This window comes from Komagataeibacter intermedius TF2, from assembly GCF_000964425.1.
GTDB lineage: Bacteria > Pseudomonadota > Alphaproteobacteria > Acetobacterales > Acetobacteraceae > Komagataeibacter > Komagataeibacter intermedius.
The window spans coordinates 1-20,003 of sequence record NZ_BANF01000148.1; the positions used below are offsets into that span (position 1 = coordinate 1).

A 20,003-nucleotide genomic window follows, 5' to 3' on the forward strand; every position below is an offset into this window, starting at 1 on the left:
AGCCCGGCGCCCGCCGCCCGCGCGCCCGCCGCCGACAGCCGGGCCGCCCCCGGCATTTCGCGCCCGCCACATATGCTGACGACGCCGCGGCTGTATTTATAGCTGGTCGGCCCGCAGGCAGGCGTGCGCCACAGGCCCGGCGCATTATGCCATGTACGAATCGGCACCGACGCCACCGCGTCTTCTCCAATGCCGATATCCGCCAGCACGGTCCGGCCACACAGCGTATGGCCCGGCAACAGCAGATGCCCCGGCTTGAGCCTGCAGAACGTGACCGTCATCTCCACCTGCGGCGCGTATCCCCGGACCGCGCCGGTCGCGCCGTCCACGCCCGTTGGCATGTCGATCGCCACCACACGGGGGGCGGCCTTCAGCACGCAGGCCACGTCCGGGCCGATATCCCGGCTCAGCCCCGCGCCAAACACCGCATCGACCACCAGATCGAAACGGGCGGCATTTTCGGGCGTGAACGCCACGACCGGCCCACGCCACAACGCGGCGGCGGCGGCCGCATCTCCGCCGGGATGCGGCGGCGCCATGGCCGCGACCGAGACCGGCCAGCCTTCCTGCGCCAGCCTGCGCGCAGTCACATACCCGTCACCACCGTTATTGCCTGGACCACACAGCACCAGCACGCGACACGGGCGCATATGCCGACGGATGGCGCGGGCCACGGCCCGGCCCGCATTTTCCATAAGCGTCGCGACCGGCACATGGCGCGCGGCGGCGGCGTCGATGCGCCCCATTTCATCGGGCGTGGGCAGCAGCAGGTGGCGTGCGGCCATATGCGCTGTTTCATCCATGGTCATGATGTCCTTACCCCTTTCGGCAACTTTGGCTGCGTGAGTGGCCTTGCGCATGATACAGGAATGGGGAAACAAGCATTCCGGATCCTGTCCCGTGGCACGGATTGTTCTTTCTTTATCCATCTACCCCCGCAAGGAGGCGTCATGTCCTATTCCATAGTCTGGAGCCTTGTGCTCGCACTCCACATAACCGGCATGGCGGCCTGGGTGGGCGGCATGATCTATGCGGCGTTCGTGCTCAAGCCCAGCCTCGGCCTGCTGGACGGAACGCAGCGCGCCTCCGTTCACCTGCAGACGCTCGGCCGCTTTTTCCGTATCGTATGGCATACCATGCCGACGGTGCTGATTACGGGGTGGCTCCTGATTTATCACGATGGCGGGTTTGCAGTGGTGCCATGGCCGATCAACCTCATGCAGCTGTTCGGGCTGATCATGGCGGGCATATTCGCCCGTATCTATTTTGGCCCCTACCAGAAGGCGCGCCGGGCGCTGCGCCCGCAGCAGGGCACGTTCGACTCGATCCGTTCACTGGTCATGCTCAACACCGGCATCGGCGTGCTGACCATCATCTGTGGCTGCCTGGCCCATCCATTCTGAAAACAGGGAGAAATCCCTCACGTCCCCTTGATTTCCGTTGCAAACATGGGTAGGCACGGGGAATGTGGCACATCAGGGTTTCCAACCCCGACATGCCGCACTCCCCTTCCCTGCATTGCTGCAGGTACATCAGGGACGGCAGCCTGATACAGCGCGACACGGTGGCAATCGGACGGGGCCATATTCATCTGCTGATACGTTCGAGAGTAATTTGAGCGCCAAAAAAACGTCCTCCGCCCCGGCCCGCTCCGCAAAGAAGGCGGCAGCCCCAGCCCCCGCCGCCAGCACGGACGGGGTCGCCCCCACTGACACCCCCGCACCTGCAGATACCGCGGAACAGGAAGCACAGCCCCTGTTTTCCGAACTCGGTCTGTCCGAACCCATCCAGCACGCCATTGATGAGATGGGATACCGTCATCCCACCCCCATCCAGGCGCAGGCCATTCCGTATGTGCTGATGGGGCGCGACGTTCTTGGCGTTGCACAGACCGGGACCGGCAAGACCGCGTCCTTTACCCTGCCCATGCTGGAAATCCTGTCGGGGTCGCGGGCACGCGCGCGGATGCCGCGTTCGCTCATCCTTGAGCCGACGCGTGAGCTGGCGCTGCAGGTCGCGGAAAATTTCGTCAATTACGGCAAGCACCTCAAGCTGACCCATGCGCTGCTGATCGGCGGCGAAAGCATGGCGGAACAGAAGGAAGTGCTGAACCGCGGCGTTGACGTGCTGATCGCCACCCCGGGGCGGCTGATCGACCTGTTTGAACGCGGCGGCCTGCTGCTGACCCAGACCCGGCTACTGGTGATCGATGAAGCGGACCGCATGCTGGACATGGGCTTCATCCCCGATATCGAGAAGATCGTGGCCATGCTGTCGCCGCTGCGCCAGACCATGTTCTTTTCCGCCACCATGGCGCCGGAAATCCGCAGGCTTGCGGACATGTTCCTGCGCAACCCCAAGGAAATCACGGTCAGCCGCCCCTCCTCCGTCGCCTCGACGATCGAGACGGGACTGGCCATTGTCGACGCCAGGGAAAAGCGCCGCGCGCTGCGCAAGCTGCTGCGTGCGTCGGACATGCAGAACGCCATCGTGTTCTGCAACCGCAAGCGCGATGTCGATGTACTGTGCAAATCCCTGGTCAAGCATGGATTTTCGGCAGGCCCGCTGCATGGAGACCTTGCCCAGTCGCTGCGTTTCTCGACGCTTGAGGCGTTCAAGAGCGGCGAACTGAAGATCCTGGTCTGTTCCGATATCGCAGCGCGCGGAATCGACATTGGTGGCCTGTCGCATGTGTTCAATTTCGACGTGCCGTTCCATGCCGAGGATTACGTTCACCGAATCGGCCGCACCGGTCGCGCGGGCCGCACCGGCCATGCCTACACGCTGGCCACGCCGGATGAGGAGGCACTTGTCGTGGCAATCGAGAAACTGACAGGCAGGCCCATTCCCCGAATCGAAATCCCTGGCGTGGAAACGCTGGACTGGTCGGAAGAGCCCCGCGCGGGCAATGGCCGCCGCAAGTCCACCCGCAAGCCCAGCGCCACCACGACCGAGCCAGCTCCCGCCCCAGCCGCCCCCACGGCCACGACCGGGGACGCACCCGCGCCGCGCAAATCGCGCCGGTCGCAGGGGGGCGCGGCGGGGTCATCCGCCACCCCGGCTTCCACGCGTCGCGAGTCCGGGCTGCTGCCCTCCGCCCCCGACCAGCCGGTTACCGGTTTTGGCAATGACGTCCCGGCCTTCATGCAACTGCCACGCCGGGAAAAGTCCGTTATCCCGGCGGACGAATAGGCACGCGGCCAGCAGGCAACAGACAGGGCATGGAGAACGCAGTGACGGATGCCATCCGGGTGGTGGCACTCGGCAATGATGGGGATGGCATAGCCCAGACCCCACAGGGACGGATATTCGTGCCCGGCACGGTACCGGGTGATGAAATCCTGCTGGCGGCCCAGAATGGCACGCACGGCACGCTTGATCGCGTCGTGGCGCCCGGGGCTGACCGCGTGGATGCCCCCTGTGATCTGTTCGGCACCTGTGGTGGATGCCGGCTTCAGGACATGGCGCTGCCTGCCCTGCTGGAATGGAAAACCGGTCGCGTGGCCGAAACCCTGCAACGGGTGGGATTTGATACCATTCCCGCCCCGCAGGCCCATCAGGTCAGCCCGCATGGCAGGCGTCGGGTCGATCTGGCCTTCCGCCGGGTTGAAAAGCAGATCGTGCTGGGACTGCATCGCCGCCGTGGCGATGTGGTCGACATGAGCGAATGCACATTGCTCGACCCCGCGCTGTTTGCCCTGCTGCCCCCCCTGCGCGCCATGCTGCATTCGCTTCCGGCCGTGCATGCCAGGGGTGACCTCCAGATCAACCTGCTGGATAGCGGCCCCGACCTGCTGATTACGATGGACGGCACGCCAGACGCCAATGACCGGCGCATTCTGGCGCAGTTTGGCAAGGCGCATGGCATCCCCCGCATTTCCCTGCAGGGCCGGCCACCGGAAACGCTGGCCCTGACTGGTCCGGTTTTCCATCACTTTGATGACGTGCGTGTCGTGCCGCCACCGGGTGCGTTCCTGCAGCCCGCACGGGCGGGTGAGGCCTTTATCAAGGCAGCCGTTCTGGCGGGTCTGCCCCGCAAGGGTCTGAAGGCAGGCATTATCGAATTATATGCGGGCTGTGGCACGCTGTCCTTCGCACTGGCTGAGCAGGCGAAGGTCCATGCCTATGAAGGTGATCGCGCGGCCCTTGCCTGTCTGAAGCAGGCAAGCGGCGGCACGCGGGTCCTGCCCGCACTGCGTGACCTGAACCGGCAGCCGGTCATGGCGACCGACCTGGGCAAAGCCGCGGCAGTTGTGCTGGACCCACCCCATGCCGGAGCCGGTGCGCAGATTGCCCAGATCGTGGCAGGCAGGCCCCCATGCGTTATTTATGTCAGCTGCAATCCTGCCGCCCTGCTGCGGGATCTGATGCCATTACGCGACGCGGGCTACCGTCTGGATAGTGTCACGGTCATTGACCAGTTCCTGTGGTCAGCGGAAGTCGAATCCGTGTGCGTGCTGACCCTGCCAGGGGCAAACCGCCGTAACCGGCGGTAAACCTGCGAAAGCTTCAGGGAACGCCGCCTTTTTGAAACAAGCGGCACCCAGAAACTTCAATCTGTTCATCCATATGTCAGACGTGGAAGCTTTCCCCGCACCCGCAGCGGCCCTTCTCATTGGGATTGCTGAAGGTAAAGCCGGATTCAAGCTGTTTGACTTCGTAGTCCATGACCGACCCGATCAGGAACAGCGTTGCCTTGCGGTCGACCAGCAGGGTCACCCCCTTGTCCACCACCACTTCGTCACCCGGCCCGGCCTGCTCGACAAAGCTCATGTCATAGGCATGGCCCGAGCAGCCCTTGGTCGAGACAGCAATGCGCAGCAGGTGTCCGGCGTGGTTGGTCTGGTACAGTTTTTCCAGCCGCTGCGCCGCCCGGTCCGTCAGGGTCATAAGTGGCGGCAGGGCACGGCGCGGGGCCGCAGTGGTCGTCGTGGCGTTTTGTTCAGTCATGGCACGTTCCCCTTTTGCTGGGTTCAGAACATGTTCAGGGCAAGGCGCGCATCTTCACTCATGCGCGACATGTCCCAAGGCGGTTCCCACACGATTTCAACCGTGGCGGTGGTAACCGTATCGATCTTTTCCACCGCTTCCCTGACCTGCGCGGGCAGTTCCTGCGCACTGGGGCAGTTGGGGGCTGTCAGCGTCATCTCGACCTTGACCGATCCATCCTCATGCAGGTCGATGGCGTAAATCAGGCCGAGTTCATAGATATTGACCGGAATTTCCGGGTCATACACCGTAGCAATCGCGGCGATGACCGTCTCCTCATCGGGTACGCCTGCACCCTGTGGGGGATCAGCAGGCTTTTCCCCGTCCGGCGTCCATGTTGATACGGGTTCTGCGTGCGGGGCGGGCGTTCCCTCGGCCTCAAGGGAGAAATGCCCGGCTCCCTCTGCCATGCCGATGGCAGGCTCTACCTGATTTTTCTCGTCCATGAGACCTTCACCTGTCTTTATCATCATTGAGCATCTCGATCAGTGCGGACCATGGCAGCATCGCGCAGCGGATACGTGAGCGATGCCGGTGCAATGGCGCAAAAACCGAAAGGTCGCCCAAGCCCTCCGGGGCGATACCTGTTTCAACGGTCGTCACAAGTTCGGCATGCAGCTGGCTGACATGCGCAGGCTTCTGACCCGTCACCCGTTCGGCCATGAGATCGGCGGAGGCCGCGCAGATCGCACATCCCCGCGTTTCATGCCGTACTGCCGCAAGCCGTCCCTGCGCATCGACACTGGCCTGCAGCTTCACCCGGTCACCGCACAGGGGGTTCGATCCCTCCCCATGCCTGTCCGCGTCCGTCAGCGGACCAGCGTAACGCGGTGTCCTGGCCCGTTCCAGCACCACGGTGCGATACAGATCATCCTGCGCCATGCATACTCACGCCATCAGACAAAAAAGCCGCGGATCTGTTCCAGCGTGGCGGCCAGGACGTCAATTTCCTCCGGCGTGGTGTAAATGCCGAAGCTGGCCCGCGCCGTAGCCGTAACCCCCAGCCTGCGCATCAGCGGCTCGGCACAGTGGTGGCCGGCCCGCACCGCGATCCCGTTGCGATCCAGCAGGGTGGCGATGTCATGCGGATGGACATCGTCCATGGTGAATGAAATGACCCCGCCCCGATCCGGCGCGGTCCCGATCACTTTCAGCCCGCTGACATTGCCCAGAACCTTCAGCGCATGGGCCGTCAGGGCTTCCTCATGCGCGCCAATCGCATCGAAGCCGATGGATTCGATATAGGCAAGGGCGGCGCCCAATCCAATGGTCTCGATAATGGCGGGTGTGCCCGCTTCGAATTTATGCGGGACACTGGCCCATGTCGACCGTTCGAACGACACGGTGGAAATCATGTCACCGCCGCCAAGAAAGGGTGGTATGGCATCAAGGATTTCGCGCCGCGCCCACAGCACGCCAATGCCGGTCGGACCATACAGCTTGTGGCCCGTCACCACATAGAAATCGGCATCCAGCGCACGTACGTCCACCCGGCGGTGGACGGCAAGCTGGCTGCCATCGAACAGTACCTTTGCCCCGGCTGCATGCGCCATGTCTGCAATGGCGCGGGCATCGGTAATCGTGCCCAGCACGTTGGACATGTGCGTGATCGCCACCAGCGCCACCCGCCCGTCGGACAGGTTGCGCTCCAGTGCGTCCATATCCAGCGCGCCATCATCGGTAATGGGGGTCACGCGCAGTTCGACACCCGTGCGGTCCCGCAACATCTGCCACGGCACGAGGTTGGCATGGTGTTCCATTTCCGACACCAGCACCACCTGCCCCGGCTTCAGCAGCGAACCGAAGGAATGGGCGACAAGGTTTATCGCCTCGGTGCTGTTGCGGGTGAAAATGATTTCCTCCCGCGCGCCGGCGCCCAGAAAAGCCGCCACCTGATCACGGACGGCTTCGTATGCTTCCGTCGTGCGTTCGCTCATCCAGTACAGGCCACGGTGGATATTGGCGTACTGGGTGCGCATGGTGTCCGCCATGGCATCAATGACCTGCCGTGGCTTCTGCGCCGAGGCCGCACTGTCCAGAAACACAAGATCCCTGCCATGCACCTTCTGCGACAGGATCGGGAAATCGGCCCTGATGCGGCGCAGGCTGCCCGCGATCTCCGTGGGACTGGCGACAGTCTGGTCCATCATGCGATCTCCCGCGTCCACCATGCCTCTACGGCAAGGTTCAGGCTGTCCTTCAGCCGCTGGTCGTCAATCTGGTCCACGACATCATGCAGGAAGGCGCGGATCAGGATGGACCGCGCGGCCGCATCCGGGATACCACGGCTGCGCAGGTAGAACAGCTGGTCATCATCCAGCGCGCCAACAGTGGCGCCATGGCTGCATTTCACATCATCGGCATAGATTTCCAGTTCCGGCTTCGCGTCGATTTCCGCGCCGTCGGACAGCAGAAGCGCCTGGTTCATCTGGTAGCCATCGGTCTTCTGGGCAATGCGCTCGACAAGGATCTTGCCCTGGAACACGCCACGCGCGTGGTCGGACAGGACGTTCTTGATCGTCTGGCGTGATACGCAGTCCGGGGCGGCATGGGTAATCACGCTGGTCAGGTCGCCATGCTGGTGGCCGGACAGAAGCTGCGCGCCATTGACATGCACACTGGCCCCCGCCTGCGTCAGCCCGGCATGGACTTCATGCCGTGACAGGCTGGCCCCCAGCGTCAGCGTGAAGCTGTCATACACGCCCCCCGCCGCAACGCGGGCATGGCTGACCGCCAGATGGACCGCCTGCCTGCCTTCCGCCTGAATGCGGGCATGCGACAGGTAACCCTGTTCCGCAACGGCAATGTCATAAAGCGGGTTGTGCAGGTACTGCCCGTGGCCGACCGATGCATCCAGCAGCGCCAGCCTGGCCCCCGTTTCCACCACAATGCGGTGGCGCGGGTGAAAGGACACTGCCGCGGCCTCCTGCGTCATGCCGATGCTGACCAGCATCAGGCAGCCCGCGTCTACGCCTTCCGGCACGACCAGTTCCAGCCCGTCGCGCGCAAGAACGGTATTCAGCGCAGTGGTGACATCCCCCGCCGGGTCGATCCCGTCATCGGGCAGCGTGCCTGCGGCCAGCGTCGAAATCTTGACGCCCGTGGGCAGTCGTGACCGGCCGGCATCGAAATACCCGTTCACGAACACGACACGGCTGGCAGCCGCGCCAAGGCCGGAAATGGTCTCGACTTCCGCCAGCAGGGTATCGACGGCACCGCCATCCACCGCCTGCGGCGCGGTTGCGAACGGCACATCGGCCAGTGCGCGCAGGGATGTATATTTCCACGCTTCCACCCCCGTGCGCGGCAGGCCGGCATGGCGCAGGAAATCGGCGGCTTTCTGCCGCTGTGCATTGCCCTTTACGTCACCCCGGTCAAGAAAGGCGGCAGCGTTGATCCCGACCGGTGCAATGGCGTTCACGCCGCCTCCGACAGGAACTGGGCGTAACCCTGCGCCTCAAGCTGCCTGGCCAGTTCGGGGCCACCGCTGTGGATGATGCGGCCCTTCGCCATGACATGGATGCGGTCAGGCACGATGTACTCCAGCAGCCGCTGGTGATGGGTGATGACCAGCGCCGAGAAATCGGGCGAGCGCAGGGAATTCACCCCTTCGGCCACGATACGCAGGGCGTCGATGTCCAGCCCGCTATCCGTTTCGTCCAGAATGGCGAAGGACGGCTGGAGCATGCGCATCTGCAGCACCTCGTTGCGCTTTTTCTCGCCACCGGAAAAGCCCACATTGACGTTGCGCTTGAGCATCTCGTCCGACATGGACAGGTGCTTTGTCTCCTTGCGCACGGCCTTGAGGAAGGCCACGGCGTCCAGTTCCTCCTGCCCGCGCGCTCGGCGCACGGCGTTGACGGCGGTGCGCAGGAAGTTGGCATTGTTCACGCCCGGCAGTTCAACCGGCGTCTGGAACGCCAGGAACAGGCCAAGGGCCGCCCGCTCTTCAGGCTCCAGCGCCAGCAGGTCCTGCTCCCTGAAGGTGGCGGAGCCGCCGGTCACTTCATAATCCTCACGCCCCGCCAGCACGTAGGACAGGGTGGACTTGCCCGAACCGTTCGGCCCCATGATGGCGTGCACCTCGCCCGCCGGGATTTCCAGGTCAACGCCACGCAGGATGTCCTTGTGGGTCTCCCCGTCCGAAATACGGGCGCACAGGCCATTGATGCTTACGAATTGCTTGCTCACGTCTTTCAATCCCTGTTAGCCCACGCTGCCTTCTAGGCTGATCTGCAGAAGCTTCTGTGCTTCCACCGCGAATTCCATCGGCAGTTCCTTCAGAACGTCCTTGCAGAACCCGTTCACGATCAGGCCCACCGCGTCCTCTTCCGACAGGCCGCGCTGACGGCAGTAGAACAGCTGGTCTTCTGATATCTTGGATGTCGTTGCCTCATGCTCCACACGCGCGGACATGTTGCGGCTTTCGATATAGGGCACGGTATGCGCCCCGCAACGGTCACCGATCAGCAGGCTGTCGCACTGGGTGAAGTTACGGCTGCCCGATGCCCTGGGCATCATGCGCACCAGCCCGCGATAGGTGCTGTCGGACTGGCCCGCGCTGATGGTCTTGGCGATGATGGTCGAACGCGTATTGCGCCCGATATGGATCATCTTGGTGCCGGTATCGGCCTGCTGGTGGTTGTTGGTCACGGCGACGGAATAGAATTCGCCCACCGATCCCTCACCCTGCAGGATGCATGACGGGTATTTCCACGTAATGGCCGAGCCGGTTTCCACCTGCGTCCATGAAATCTTGGACCGCGCGCCCCGGCACGCACCGCGCTTGGTCACGAAGTTGTAGATGCCGCCCTTCCCGTTTTCATCACCGGGATACCAGTTCTGCACCGTGGAATACTTGATCGAGGCATCTTCCATCGCCACCAGTTCGACCACGGCGGCATGAAGCTGGTTTTCATCGCGCATGGGCGCGGTGCAGCCTTCAAGGTAGGAGACCGAAGCCCCGTCCTCCACCACGATCAGGGTGCGCTCGAACTGCCCCGTATTGCGGGCATTGATACGGAAATAGGTGGACAGTTCCATCGGGCAGCGCACGCCCTTGGGCACGAACACGAAGGACCCGTCGGTAAACACGGCGGCATTCAGCGCGGCATAGAAGTTGTCCGTGACCGGCACCACGCTGCCCAGGTACCTGCGCACCAGTTCGGGGTGTTCCTGCACCGCTTCGGAAATGGGGCAGAAAATCACGCCCGCTTCCTGCAGCGTCTTGCGGAAGGTGGTGGCAACGGACACGCTGTCGAACACGGCGTCAACCGCGACTGGCGCGCGCGCTTCCTGTCCTTCGGGCACTTCCACGCCCGCCAGCATCGCCTGTTCATGCAGCGGGATGCCCAGCTTTTCATACGTGCGCAGCAGTTCGGGATCGACTTCCTCCAGCGACCTGGGGCCGGGCTTCCTGCGCGGGGCGGCGTAGTAATGCACGTCCTGATAGTCGATGGGCGGGTGATGGACCTTGGCCCATGTGGGCTCGCGCATTTCCAGCCAGGACCGGTACGCCTTCAGCCGCCATTCCAGCAGCCATTCCGGTTCGTTCTTGCGCGTGGAAATCAGCCGGATCGTATCTTCATTCAGGCCCTTGGGCGCGATATCCATTTCGATATCGGTCTCGAACCCCCATTTATAGGTGTTCTGGCCCAGGGTTTCGACCGTCTTGCGGGTTTCGGCTACTGCCGGCATGTGTCTTTCCTCCCCTGTTTCAGGCCGTGGCCGCGGGCCCGCTGGGCATGGACGGCGCCTGCAGGCCGCCCAGTCTGTCAATGACTGTATGGTTTTTCATGTCCGCCAGAGTAATGGCGGACAGGGCGTTGCGAATGGCGGCGTTGACCATGTCCCACTGCCCGCCCAGGCCACAGGTGGACCGGGCGTCACAATCCCCGCCATCCACGCATGTCGTCAGCGATATGGGACCGTCGATCGCCTGGATCACGGATGCGATCGAGATTTCCTCCAGCGGGTGGGCCAGCCTGTAGCCGCCACGCGCCCCGCGCTGCGAGGTCACGATGCCCTGCGTCGCCAGAATCTTGAGCACCTTGGCCACGGTGGGTTCGGGGATGCCCGTCGAACGCGACAGGACAGGCGAGGTCGTGACCTCGTTCTTCTGCCCCAGCCGGACCAGAGCCACGACGGCATAATCGGTCAGTTTCGACAGTTTCAGCATTCCGCTCTCCCGTCCGTTCCGGTGGCCATGGCTAATTGGACCGGAACAGTACTGTTTCCTGAAGTTTCAGATGGGCTACCAGCCGCGCGTCGTCAAGTCCAATCGTGTCCAGCGGCCATGCCTTATCCGATCCCGGTTCCAAATATCAGCTGTAATAGCACGGACAGCCCGCACCCGGCCAGAAACCCGACCAGCGTGCCATTCAGCCTGATATACTGCAGATCCTTGCCGACCCGCAGCTCCAGGCGGTCGCTCAGGCTTTCTGCATCCCAGCCATTCACGACTGAGTAAATAAAACGCGACATGCGGTCGCGCAGGAAGGGCAGGCTGCTCATGATCATGCCGCGCGCGCCATCCTCGACCCGTTTGCGCATGCTGGCGTCATGGTACATCTGGTCAGCCAGGCGCTGCAGCGCGTCACGCACGAGCGAGGACAGCCACCCGGTGTCCCCCCTGCTCATATCTTCCTCGATCAGGCGGCGCAGGCGGCGCCACACGTCACTGCTCCATCCGCGCACGCTGTCATGCGTCAGCACGCCCATGACGGCGTCGGTAATCTCGCGCCGGCGCACGGGGTCCTGTTCGATACGGTCGATCTCGGTACGGACCCATGTGGTGAATCCCTCACGCAGTTCTGAATTCTGCGGGTCGATCCGGTCCAGTTCCTGTCCCGCCGCCAGCAGCACCTTGGTCGCAATCGACCCGCCAATGGCCCAGCCCAGCACGCGGCCGCCCTGTTCGCGCACGCGTTCCTCGATCATCATGCGCAGGGCGGGTTCCTTGGCCTTGATCCCCTCCTTCAGCCGCGACAGCAGGAATGACAGCACTTCCTGGTGACAGTCCCCCTCCACCATCGCACGCAGGCTGCGGGTCACGACGGGGGCGATTTCCTCCCCCCCCAGCAGGGTCGGCAGCAGGCGGGCGATGGCGGAACTGGCGCGCCCGTCCTCCAGCCGGTCCAGCACGTGCGGCACGGAGCCCAGCACGGCGCGGTTGACCATGTCCAGCGTCTCTGGCTCCTGCAGTATGTTGCCGATGATGGAGGGCAGGTCGATGCGGCTGAACGCGGCCGCGACTTCCTGTTCCGTGAACACGTTGGTCGAGACGAACCGCCCCAGCGCCTGCGCCAGGCGTTCCTTCTGCGCGGGCAGGATGGCGGTATGCGGAATCGGCAGCCCCATGGGCCTGCGGAACAGCGCGGTCACGGCAAACCAGTCGGCCAGCCCGCCCACGACCCCGGCCTTGGTGCCCGACCGCAGGATTTCCAGCCACGGACGTTCCGCAAGCCAGCCCATCTGCGGCAGGGCGTACCCCGCGACCGTCAGCCCCGCCATGACCGCCAGCAGGCCGGTCGCAGACCGCTTGTGACGCAGCAGCGTACGCCGCGCGTCCTGATCCGTTTGTGGAATACCGTTCATGAAGCCCTTGATACCATTGTCTCCCCTCCAGCCCAAGCAACACTCGGTGTAACGCGCCAAATAGGCGTGAATATGCCATGGTGGACATTGCGGGCTGCCGCCGAACATGGGATTTGGGGAAACCATGACGTTTTTTCATGACAGGACAACACGATGACCGAAGCCGCCGCGCGGACTGTCTCTGACCTGCTGCAACAGGCGGAGCGACTGATTACCAGCCATGACGAAACCGCAACCGGCAGCCCAGTCATGGCGCTGGCGCGCCAGATCGGGCGGCAGATGGCCGGCGGCGCGCTGTCGATGGACACGGTGGAGGAAATCGTGCGCCTGCTGCGCGACCGGGCCTTTGCCGGACGCGCGCACCATATCGCCGCCTATCTGGACGGCCCCGAGGACGGGGCGGTGGCGACGCGCATGCGTGACGTCGCCCGCCGCATCGTGCAGCCGGACCCCGATGACAGCCCCGTGCCCATCGCCCGCTTCCGCGCCGCGATCGAGCGCAGCCGCTTCGCCGCCGTGTTTACCGCGCACCCCACATTCGCCCTGGCCAATCCGGTGTACGAGGCGCTGGCGGACCTTGCCTCCACCAATCCCGCCACGGCCCCGGAGCACGTACCCGCCTTCCTGACGCACCGCCGCGTGGGGCCGCCCACGCTGGATGAGGAATTCACCCTGGCGACGCAGGCCATCCTGCGCGGGCGCAACGCGCTGGACCGGCTGAACACCATCCTGCTGTCCGAAGCGCGGACCCACTGGCCGCAGCTGTGGGCCACGCTGGCGCCGCGTCCCATCATCATGACCAGCTGGGTCGGCTACGACACCGACGGGCGCACCGATATCGGGTGGTGGGACACGCTGCGCCTGCGGCTGCGCATGAAGCAGATGCAGCTTGCCCGCCTGCATGACCAGATCGAACCCGTAAGCAGCTGCGCCAATGATTTGCTGCCCCGCATCCAGACCGCGCTGGACACCGTGGCCGCCCAGATCGCCGCCTGCCCCACCGGGCCGGAACCCGAGGCGGTATCCCGCTTTGCCGATGTGCTGATCACCCGCAGCGCCGACGCGCTGACCAGCACCAACGACCTGAACGCCGCCTTCAGCGAAGCGATCGACGCCGCCGCCCCTGATGACAAGATGGCCCTGGTGGTCGCGCGCGCGGGCTTCATGGCGCATGGCCTGTCGGCTGCGCATACGCATACGCGCCTGAACGCGACACAGTTGCACAACATCGCCCGCCAGCGCCTGGGCATTACCGACAACCCCGACATCCCGGCCCAGCGTCGCGCGCTGATCAGCCGCATGAACGAAGCGCTGGAGACCGTGACCCCGATCGAGATCGACTTCGGATCGCTGCTGATGGAACAGGCCAGCGCGGGACGGCTGATGATGACGGTGCGCCAGATCCTGCGCCACATCGACCGCACCAGCCCCATCCGCTTCCTGATCGCCGAGACCGAGACCGGCTACACCCTGCTGACCGCGCTATGGCTGGCGCGGCTGTACGGGGTGGCGGACATGATCGAGATATCGCCCCTGTTCGAAACGCAGGAAGCACTGGAAAACGGCGAGCAGATCATGGAGGAAGCCCTGCGCTCCCCCCACTGGCGCGCCTACCTGCAGCGCACGCGCAAGCTCAGCCTGCAGTTCGGCTTTTCCGACTCCGGTCGGTATGTGGGCCAGCTGGCCGCGACCTACCTGATCGAACGGTTGCGCATCAAGGTATGCGATCTGCTGCGCAAGTGGGACCTGGCGTTTGTGGAGGTCATCCTGTTCGACACCCACGGCGAAAGCATTGGCCGTGGCGCGCACCCCTACCGGCTGGCGGACCGTTTCGACTACCTCTCCCCGCCGCATGCCCGCGCGCGCTTTACCCGAGCAGGAATCCAGATGCGCGAGGAAACCGCCTTTCAGGGGGGGGACGGCTACCTTCTGTTCGGCACGCAGACACTGGCGGACGCCACCGTCAGCATCATTGCCGAACATGCCTTCGCCACCACTACGCTGGACCGTGACCCGGTTTATGACGAACCCGATTTTTCGGCCGATTTCTTCGCCACCATCGCCAATGGCATGACCGGGCTGGTGGAAGATCCCGGCTATGCCGCCCTTCTGGGCGCGTTCGGGCCGTCGCTGATCGACAAGACGGGGTCCCGTCCCTCCGCGCGACAGAGTGACGCGGCGTCGACCGTGACCCGGATCAAGCACCCCAGCCAGCTTCGCGCCATTCCCAACAATGCCATCCTGCAGCAGCTTGCATGGTGCGCGAACACATTGCAGGGGCTGGGCACGGCGGCGGCGCGCCATCCCGAAACGTTCGAGAAATATCTGGCGGAAAGCCCCCGCTTCCGTCGCGCAATGGACTTTGCCGCCCATGGGCTGGCCCATTCCGACCACGGCGTGCTGCGCGGCGTTATCCGGCTGCTGGACCCTGATATGTGGCTGGAACGCGCCACCACGCAGAAGGACCCGGCCCGGCAGGAAGCCTGCCTGTCGCTTATGCACGGGCTGGAAAACCTCGATTTCTGGGCCAGCACGCAGGCCATGTTCCGGCGCATCCAGTCCGATCACCTCGCCCTGCGCCGCGCATGGCCGGATGCCCCGCGCATGCAGCCCGATGAACTGCTGCTGCATGCCATCCGCATCGCAACCATCGAGCAGATCTGGATGCTGTCCACGCGCATTCCCTATTTCTCGCCCCGGCATGCGTTTTCGCGTGACGTACTGACGCTGAAGGTGCTGTGCTTGGAAATCCCCGGCGTGCTGGCGGAACTGGAACAGATCTTCCCCTACCGTTCGGACGGCAGCTTCGACCTTGATTTCCATGAACCGCACGGCCCCCGGCAGGAAGGCACCTATCACCGCGAATACACCGAGATTTTCGAGCCGATGCAGCGCCTGTTCCAGATGGTGCGCGAAATCAGCACCGGGGTGATGCACCATGTCGGCGCCTTTGGCTAACCCCCCCACAGCGTCGCGCAACGGGTGGCGGATCAGTGAACCGCCCCCGCCATACGGCGTGGCGTTAGCCCAGACCCCCGCCATACGGCGGGTCGTGGCGAACAATCCCGGCCCCATGACCGGCAATGGCACCAACACCTGGCTGGTGGACCATGCCGGGGGATGCGTGATCATTGACCCCGGCAGCGCGGACCCCGCCCATCTTGACGCACTGGTGGCGGCTGCGGGGGATCGCCCCGTAACCCACATCATCCTGACCCATACGCATCGTGACCACCTTGAGGGTGCGCGGCCGCTTGGGGCACGGCTGGGCGTTCCGGTATATGGCTTTCATGCCAGTGCGGAACCGGACTTCACCCCCGACATCGGATTGCGGGATGGGGATGAAATCGCAGGACTGCGGGTGCTGTACACACCGGGACATGCCAGCGATCACATATGCCTTGAAACGGCGGATGGCATCATCTTCACCGGGGATCATGTCATGGGATGGTCCACCACCATGGTGCCCCCTGCCCCGCATGGGTCGGTCCAGCAGTTTCTGGACAGCATGGACTACCTGCTGCAACGCGACGCCCGCCTGCTGCTGCCAGCGCACGGCCCGGCCATACCGCATGTAAAAGCCTGCATCGAGGGACTGGTCGCCCACCGCCGCGCGCGCGAAGAGAGCATCATGGCGCTGCTGCCGGTGGAACCGCGCACGCTGGATGACATCGTGGACAGCATGTACCACAACCTGCGCCCCGGCCTGCGCCGCGCGGCGCGACTGAACCTGCATGCCCATCTGGAAAAGCTGGAACAGGATGGCCGCGTCCGCCATCAGGCGGACAGATGGATGAAGATCATCGCCTGATCGTCTTTCCGGGCGCCATATCACCCGGACGGGCCGGACAGGCTGGAACCCGTCCGTCACCTGAACGAAACCATATGACGAAATACTGCTGTCAGGCGGCGAAAATCGTTCCCCTGCCTGTTCACGCCATCCGCGTATCATCAGTCATCGCTACTGGAAACCGGCAGCTGTCGCACGGCTGCGGGACGCATCAGCACCCGTCACGACGCGGGCTGTAGCGCCCGGAACCGTCCGGGCGTTCCTGCCAGGCAGTTACCGTTTGCCCATTCGACAAGAAAACTGTGCTGAACGGCACGCAGACATGCCGCACAGCCACCGGCTCTCCTTGCATGCATCTGAGCTACGCCCCACGGCGACACATCCAACCGCACATTTCCTGCGCCCTGCGGACAGACACAAAAAAAACCGGCCCCCTTGCGGGAGCCGGTTTCTTTTTGATGCTCTCTTTCGAGAAAGATCAGGCAGATTTCGCCATGATCTCTTCCGCAACGTTGCGGGGCACCGGATCGTAGTGGTGGAACTGCATCGTGAAGGATGCACGACCCTTGGTCATCGAACGCAGGTGCGAGATGTAGCCGAACATTTCCTTCAGCGGCACCATCGCACGGACCATGACGGTCGAACCGGAGGTTTCCTGGCTCTGGATCATGCCACGGCGACGGTTGAGGTCACCCACCACGTCACCAACGTGATCGTTCGGAGTGGTCACTTCCACGTCCATGATCGGCTCAAGAATGACCGGACCGGCCTTCTTCATGCCCTCACGGAAGCAGGCCTTCGCTGCGATTTCGAACGCCAGCGCCGAGGAGTCAACGTCATGGTATTTGCCGTCCAGCAGCGTGAACCTGAAGTCCACCGTGGGGAAACCGGCCAGCACGCCGGTCGAAGCCTGCGCCTGAATACCCTTGTCCACCGCCGGGATGTATTCCTTCGGCACGGAGCCGCCGACGACCTTGTTCTCGAAGGAGATGCCTTCGTTACGCTCGACCGGCGCGAACTCGATCTTCACTTCGGCGAACTGGCCTGAACCACCCGACTGCTTCTTGTGGGTATAGGTTTCGGTGTGTGCCTGGGTGATGGTTTCGCGATACGCAACCTGCGGCGCGCCGATGTTCGCATCCACGCCATATTCACGACGCAGGCGGTCGATGATGATGTCGAGGTGCAGTTCGCCCATGCCGGACAGGATGGTCTGGCCGGTTTCCTGATCGGTCTTCAGGCGCAGCGAGGGATCTTCACCGGACAGCTTCTGCAGCGCCAGCGTCATCTTCTCGACCGCATCCTTCGTCTTCGGCTCGACGGAGATGTCGATGACCGGGATCGGGAAGCTCATGCGTTCCAGCACGACCGGATCAGACGAATCGGCCAGCGTGTCACCCGTCTGCGTGTCCTTCAGGCCCACGAAGGCAGCGATGTCGCCAGCGTGCACTTCCTTCAGTTCCTCACGCTTGTCAGCGTGCATCTGGAAGATACGGCCGATACGTTCCTTGTGGCCCTTCGTGGTGTTCAGCACGGTATCGCCGGTGCGCAGGACGCCACGATAGACGCGCACGAAGGTCAGCGTGCCGTACTTGTCGTTGATGATCTTGAAGGCCAGGCCGGCAAACTTGCCATCCGGGTCAACCGGGATGATCGGCAGCTTGTTTTCGTCGACTTCCTCGTCTTCCGGCGGGGCGATGCGGATGCCTTCCACGTCGTCCGGCGCGGGCAGGAAGTCGATGACGGCGTCAAGCAGGGGCTGCACGCCCTTGTTCTTGAATGCGGTGCCGCACAGCACGGGACGGAAGTCACCCTTGATGGTGCCCTTCTTGATGCAGCGCTTCAGCGTCGCAACGTCCACGTCGCCCTTGTCGAAGTATTCTTCCATCGCCGCGTCATCAACGGACAGCGCGGTGTCCAGAAGGTTCTGGCGCGCTTCGGCGGCCTTTTCCTTCAGGTCGTCGGGAATTTCCTCGTAATGGAACTTTGCACCCAGCTCACCACCTTCCCAGACGATGGCGCGCATCTCGATCAGGTCGACCACGCCGACGAAGTTTTCTTCGGCGCCGATGGGCAGCTGCAGCGGGATCGCGACGATGTCCAGCTTCTCCTTCAGGGTGCTGAAGGCGTAGTAGAAGTCGGCGCCGGTACGGTCCAGCTTGTTGATGAAGATGATGCGGGGCACGTTGTAGCGGTCAGCCAGACGCCAGTTGGTCTCGGACTGCGGCTGCACGCCGGCCACGCCTTCGATGATGAAGATCGCGCCATCAAGCACACGCAGCGAACGGTTGACTTCGATGTTGAAGTCAATGTGGCCCGGGGTGTCGATGATGTTGATGCGGTGGCCTTCCCACTCACACGTCACGGCAGCCGAGGTGATCGTGATGCCGCGCTCACGCTCCTGCGCCATGTAGTCGGTGGTGGTGTTGCCTTCGTGCACCTCACCGATCTTATGGGACACACCGGTGTAGTACAGGATACGCTCGGTGGTGGTGGTCTTGCCGGCATCGATGTGCGCGGTAATACCGATATTGCGAATCAGGGACAGATCAGACTTGGCGGACACGGGGGAACCTCCACAAGACAACACGGGCGCGAACGGGAACCTTTCCCTTTCGCGCCTGCCGGAACCGTAAGCTGCTTCCGCCCTCAGTCTCTTTCAACATGGACGACGCAGACCGGCACAGCGGAACAATGCACCAGACCTCAGTCAGGCTTTATCTACGACAGACGGGCCGCCACCACCCTGCAGCGCGGGGCGGCGAACGGCCCGGTCGCGTATCAGGCGACAGCGGCCTTCTTTTCCTGAACGCGCAGGATGCGGCGCTTCACCGTCAGGGCTTCCGGCGTCAGCTTGCGGTTCGGGGTGGACAGCAGGAACGAGTCCAGGCCGCCATTGTGCTCGACCGTGCGGATGCCGTTGGTGGTCATGCGCATGGGAACCGCCGTGCCGAGGATATCGGACAGCAGGGAGGTTTCCTGCAGGTTGGGCAGGAAGCGGCGACGGGACTTGTTGTTGGCGTGGCTGACGTTGTTGCCCGTCAGCACGCCCTTGCCTGTGATCTGGCAGCGGCGAGACATTTTATCATCCTCGGATATAGCTGTGGCCGAGGCATAAATGCCCGGCAAGGATCGTCTAGATTAGGCGCGGCTTATCGCCAAACCACCGCCAACAGTCAAGATGCATAAGCATGATTCGGCGTTTTTTGTCCGGCATGGGGGGCAAAGCGTGGCTTTTCGCCCCCACTTTCCCCCTGCTGGCTCAGCCTGCCTTCTGGTCGTGGTCGGGGTGCAGCTCGCCCGCCTGAACGCTGTGCAGCGCGTTTTCCAGCATGGCCTGCATGGTTTCGCGCCCCATGGTGCGCGACAGCAGCCCCAGTGACCCGCCCAGCAGCGCGGAGGCAATGGCCACCGGCGGCAGGTTTTCACCCAGCATGTATTCGATGGCCTTGTCCACCACCGCGCCGCAATGGCTCAGTTCGGGGGGGATGGCGTCCCCTTCGGGGGGCTGGTTGTTCGTGTCCGTCATGTCACGGCTCCTTCTAGCGTTCTTCCTGATATGTACTTCCTTGCCGCCGCTGACCAGTGCGGGACGGTCATGCGCACGCCATTATTGCGTGGGGGCGGA

18 protein-coding genes are annotated in these 20,003 nt (G+C 63.6%); 5 read left to right on the forward strand and 13 right to left on the reverse strand.

The window, feature by feature from the left end; translation table 11 throughout:
- On the reverse strand, positions 1 to 809 hold an 809-nt coding region (locus B7449_RS14465; protein WP_082084897.1), incomplete at its 3' end, for an NAD(P)H-hydrate epimerase.
- Between the two features lie 141 nt (positions 810 to 950).
- Here B7449_RS14465 and B7449_RS14470 point away from each other — a divergent pair.
- From B7449_RS14470 to B7449_RS14480, 3 genes are all read left to right on the forward strand, one after another.
- Positions 951 to 1,403, forward strand: a complete 453-nt coding sequence (locus B7449_RS14470) for a CopD family protein (protein WP_010512931.1) — start codon at positions 951 to 953, stop codon at positions 1,401 to 1,403.
- Between the two features lie 211 nt (positions 1,404 to 1,614).
- Entirely contained in the window at positions 1,615 to 3,192 is a 1,578-nt protein-coding gene (locus B7449_RS14475; protein WP_039734610.1) for a DEAD/DEAH box helicase, read from the forward strand.
- A gap of 29 nt (positions 3,193 to 3,221) precedes the next feature.
- The gene (locus B7449_RS14480; RefSeq protein WP_039734611.1) at positions 3,222 to 4,496 is read left to right on the forward strand and encodes a class I SAM-dependent RNA methyltransferase; all 1,275 of its coding nucleotides are present in this window, start codon (positions 3,222 to 3,224) and stop codon (positions 4,494 to 4,496) included.
- Positions 4,497 to 4,572: 76 nt separating this feature from the next.
- On the opposite strand, the gene B7449_RS14485 is transcribed toward B7449_RS14480, so the two are convergent.
- From B7449_RS14485 to B7449_RS14525, 9 genes are all read right to left on the reverse strand, one after another.
- A complete protein-coding gene (locus B7449_RS14485; RefSeq protein ID WP_010512928.1) occupies positions 4,573 to 4,950 on the reverse strand; it encodes a HesB/IscA family protein in 378 nt (125 codons plus the stop codon).
- Positions 4,951 to 4,973: 23 nt separating this feature from the next.
- On the reverse strand, positions 4,974 to 5,435 hold the full coding sequence (locus tag B7449_RS14490) for an SUF system Fe-S cluster assembly protein (RefSeq protein WP_039734612.1): 462 nt from the start codon (positions 5,433 to 5,435) through the stop codon (positions 4,974 to 4,976).
- A 7-nt stretch (positions 5,436 to 5,442) separates the two neighbouring features.
- On the reverse strand, positions 5,443 to 5,871 hold the full coding sequence (gene sufU, locus B7449_RS14495; RefSeq protein ID WP_039734613.1) for a Fe-S cluster assembly sulfur transfer protein SufU: 429 nt from the start codon (positions 5,869 to 5,871) through the stop codon (positions 5,443 to 5,445).
- A 14-nt stretch (positions 5,872 to 5,885) separates the two neighbouring features.
- Positions 5,886 to 7,136: an aminotransferase class V-fold PLP-dependent enzyme gene (locus B7449_RS14500; protein ID WP_039734748.1), complete on the reverse strand. Its 1,251-nt coding sequence runs from the start codon at positions 7,134 to 7,136 to the stop codon at positions 5,886 to 5,888.
- Positions 7,136 to 8,410: a Fe-S cluster assembly protein SufD gene (sufD, locus tag B7449_RS14505; protein ID WP_039734614.1), complete on the reverse strand. Its 1,275-nt coding sequence runs from the start codon at positions 8,408 to 8,410 to the stop codon at positions 7,136 to 7,138. The genes B7449_RS14500 and sufD overlap by 1 nt, the downstream gene beginning before the upstream one ends.
- Positions 8,407 to 9,180 (reverse strand): Fe-S cluster assembly ATPase SufC, encoded by a 774-nt coding sequence (sufC, locus tag B7449_RS14510; RefSeq protein WP_039734615.1) that lies wholly within the window; start codon positions 9,178 to 9,180, stop codon positions 8,407 to 8,409. Before sufC ends, sufD begins: the two co-directional genes overlap by 4 nt.
- A gap of 15 nt (positions 9,181 to 9,195) precedes the next feature.
- Positions 9,196 to 10,686 (reverse strand): Fe-S cluster assembly protein SufB, encoded by a 1,491-nt coding sequence (gene sufB, locus B7449_RS14515; protein ID WP_039734616.1) that lies wholly within the window; start codon positions 10,684 to 10,686, stop codon positions 9,196 to 9,198.
- 19 nt (positions 10,687 to 10,705) lie between these two features.
- On the reverse strand, positions 10,706 to 11,167 hold the full coding sequence (locus B7449_RS14520; protein ID WP_048883752.1) for an SUF system Fe-S cluster assembly regulator: 462 nt from the start codon (positions 11,165 to 11,167) through the stop codon (positions 10,706 to 10,708).
- A gap of 122 nt (positions 11,168 to 11,289) precedes the next feature.
- Positions 11,290 to 12,585, reverse strand: a complete 1,296-nt coding sequence (locus B7449_RS14525; RefSeq protein WP_039734618.1) for a DUF445 domain-containing protein — start codon at positions 12,583 to 12,585, stop codon at positions 11,290 to 11,292.
- Between the two features lie 153 nt (positions 12,586 to 12,738).
- On the opposite strand from B7449_RS14525, the gene B7449_RS14530 reads away from it, so the two are divergent.
- Positions 12,739 to 15,543, forward strand: a complete 2,805-nt coding sequence (locus B7449_RS14530; RefSeq protein ID WP_039734619.1) for a phosphoenolpyruvate carboxylase — start codon at positions 12,739 to 12,741, stop codon at positions 15,541 to 15,543.
- The gene (locus tag B7449_RS14535) at positions 15,524 to 16,396 is read left to right on the forward strand and encodes an MBL fold metallo-hydrolase (RefSeq protein WP_039734620.1); all 873 of its coding nucleotides are present in this window, start codon (positions 15,524 to 15,526) and stop codon (positions 16,394 to 16,396) included. Before B7449_RS14530 ends, B7449_RS14535 begins: the two co-directional genes overlap by 20 nt.
- A gap of 457 nt (positions 16,397 to 16,853) precedes the next feature.
- Here the strand turns inward: B7449_RS14535 and fusA are convergent, their stop codons facing one another.
- The 3 genes from fusA to B7449_RS14550 form a co-directional block, all read right to left on the reverse strand.
- Entirely contained in the window at positions 16,854 to 18,941 is a 2,088-nt protein-coding gene (gene fusA / locus B7449_RS14540; protein ID WP_039734621.1) for an elongation factor G, read from the reverse strand.
- A 215-nt stretch (positions 18,942 to 19,156) separates the two neighbouring features.
- Positions 19,157 to 19,456, reverse strand: coding sequence for a 50S ribosomal protein L28 (gene rpmB, locus B7449_RS14545; protein WP_010512914.1), 300 nt, complete (start codon positions 19,454 to 19,456; stop codon positions 19,157 to 19,159).
- A 181-nt stretch (positions 19,457 to 19,637) separates the two neighbouring features.
- Positions 19,638 to 19,904 (reverse strand): hypothetical protein, encoded by a 267-nt coding sequence (locus B7449_RS14550; protein ID WP_010512913.1) that lies wholly within the window; start codon positions 19,902 to 19,904, stop codon positions 19,638 to 19,640.
- Positions 19,905 to 20,003 lie beyond the last annotated feature (99 nt).